The organism is Bradyrhizobium sp. MI1.7, assembly GCF_055811795.1.
The window spans coordinates 1-2,114 of sequence record NZ_JBVVPO010000185.1; the positions used below are offsets into that span (position 1 = coordinate 1).

The following is a 2,114-nucleotide window of genomic DNA, read 5'->3' on the forward strand; positions in this document are numbered from 1 at the left end:
GATAGAAAGTGATCAGGAGCGGTCAGTTTACAACTAACAAACCGGCTCAAGTGGTCCCGTTCCGCGGGTCCATTTCATCTACCACAAAGCGCGACAGTGCCCTGGATACTGCCAAGAGCAGAATTCAAAGCCGGATCGACCCACTCGCAAAATTCGAAAACCTCCGCGAAAAAGGTGCGGCGTTTACTGCTCCTGGTCCTGCGGACACGATAGATCGGGATACAGCTTCTGTCAGATCCGAGCTTTCGGATCTCGGGATTGGATTTGCTGGCTGGACCCTAAACACGCTTGTCGACAATGAACTCGGTCACGCCGCCAGAAGCACCATCGCCAATCAGCAATATGTCGGCCAGAATCCGACATTTAGTACGATCAACTCTATGATCGTCACATATGACCTCACTCGGTTTGGAATTCCCGACGGTCAGATCGTGGTCGGAGCCGAGCATCAATACTGGACATGGAAGAGCGCCGGGCCAGACCGACTGGGACTCAATGCATTTTTCTTACTATCAAACGTTCTTCGACAGGAAGATCGAACTCAAAGTGGGTTACCTCAGGAACCAACATGAGTTTGCGGGCGCCGGAGAAAAGGTTTTTGGACCCTCGTCGAAAATGCTGTTCCAAGCAGGCATGAGCAGCAATTGGGCGCCAACGCCGGCTCTTAATCTGAAGTACAATTTTGACGATCGGATTTATAACAAGCTCTCAATCCAGCGGTCTCTCAGTCCAGCCGGTCAATATACGCATGTAAGCGAAAATCCCACTGGGTTGAACTGGAGCACGCGCGACGCAGGCATTCTTCTGCTTGATGAAGTTTGCTATAAGAACAAGCCTACTCCCGGGGTACCCGAGACTTGGCTGCGGGCTGGCGCGGGGTTTAATAACAGCAGCTACACGGACCTACAGCATCCGACGCAACCGACAGCCAAGGCGAACAGCGTCTACTATGTAGCTGCGGATAGGCAATTCTGGCAGTCTGCCGTCCACGGCTCGGCATCTCGCGGAATCTATGGCGGATTCTCTGCAATGTACGCTCCGCCCGACCTAAATAGGGCTAGTCAGTACTACGAGCTTCGCCTTTATGCGAAAGGCCTGTTTGACAGCCGGCCCACTGATCAGATGAGTCTTGTTGTCAACAACACCATCTGGAGCCATTTCGCGGTGGACGCTGCCCTTGCGAAAGGGCAGCTGGCGCACCGCGACAGCACAGCAATTTCGGGACTGTATACGGCCCATCTGGCGCCCGGGATATATACTACCGTAGGACTGACGTACATCAATCACCCGACAAGCGTTACCTACACGCCGCAAACCGGACACGCCCTGAATATATTGGTATCTACGTCGGTATTTTTCTAAGGCTTCAAGACTGCGCGTGAATTCGTCCTTTTCAACGGCTTGGGCCCACTCATCACGGCGATTTTGGTATCGCTGTGCTCCTGATGCGAAGCCGGCTACCGCGTAAATGGCCGTGATGTCCAAGGTAGTATGCTGTTGGGAATAGTAGGTTAGAGCCTTTGCTGCTTGGTCTACGAGCGATAGGCCGACGTCGTATTGCGCAAGATCTTTACCCTCCGGCCGCGGAATAATCGAATGGTCTCCGGTGCTCATTTGTTCAATCGAGTGCTGATCTTGCGGCAGCGACATTACTTTTCGATGCCTCAGACCCGCGTCCGAGCTCCACACTCTGCCATGACAACGCCCAAAGTCGTGTCCTCAGAGCTTAGTTCACCTCGCGCCGAAGCGTGGTAAGCGGAACCGCGATACAGATGCCAAGCCTAACCAACTACGGCAATCGCGCTATTTCTGTCGACCGCTGTGGCGCTGGCCGAAAGGCGATGCGCAAGGTCGGCGGACACGTAACCCCCTTCCGCGGAAAATCAACCAGCCGCGGCCGGATGACTTTCGCCACTCGAATGCTGAATCATCTTCCGCTGGGTCGAGATGAGCTGTAAGCGGGGCTGCGAGGCCCATCAGATTGTTTGTGCGTAGACCTATTAGCGCCGTTAGAAGAGTCATCTTCTGCAAGGGTGCTCGAGCTATCGCCGAAAGTTGGTGACGGCGGGAATCGGGAAGGCGGCATATCGTGGGGGTGCTTGACGCCTCCACTT

1 protein-coding gene is annotated in these 2,114 nt (G+C 54.3%); it reads left to right on the top strand.

What is annotated here, in order from left to right; all coding sequences use genetic code 11:
- The first annotated feature begins 393 nt into the window (after positions 1-393).
- Complete coding sequence (locus tag AC0L3X_RS46965) at positions 394-1,362, top strand: carbohydrate porin (RefSeq protein ID WP_439034128.1); 969 nt, start codon at positions 394-396, stop codon at positions 1,360-1,362.
- Positions 1,363-2,114 lie beyond the last annotated feature (752 nt).

Excerpts from the sequence above, each read along its gene's own strand:
- AC0L3X_RS46965 (WP_439034128.1), top strand. The coding sequence starts at position 394 with ATGACCTCACTCGGTTTGGAATTCCCGACGGTCAGATCGTGGTCGGAG.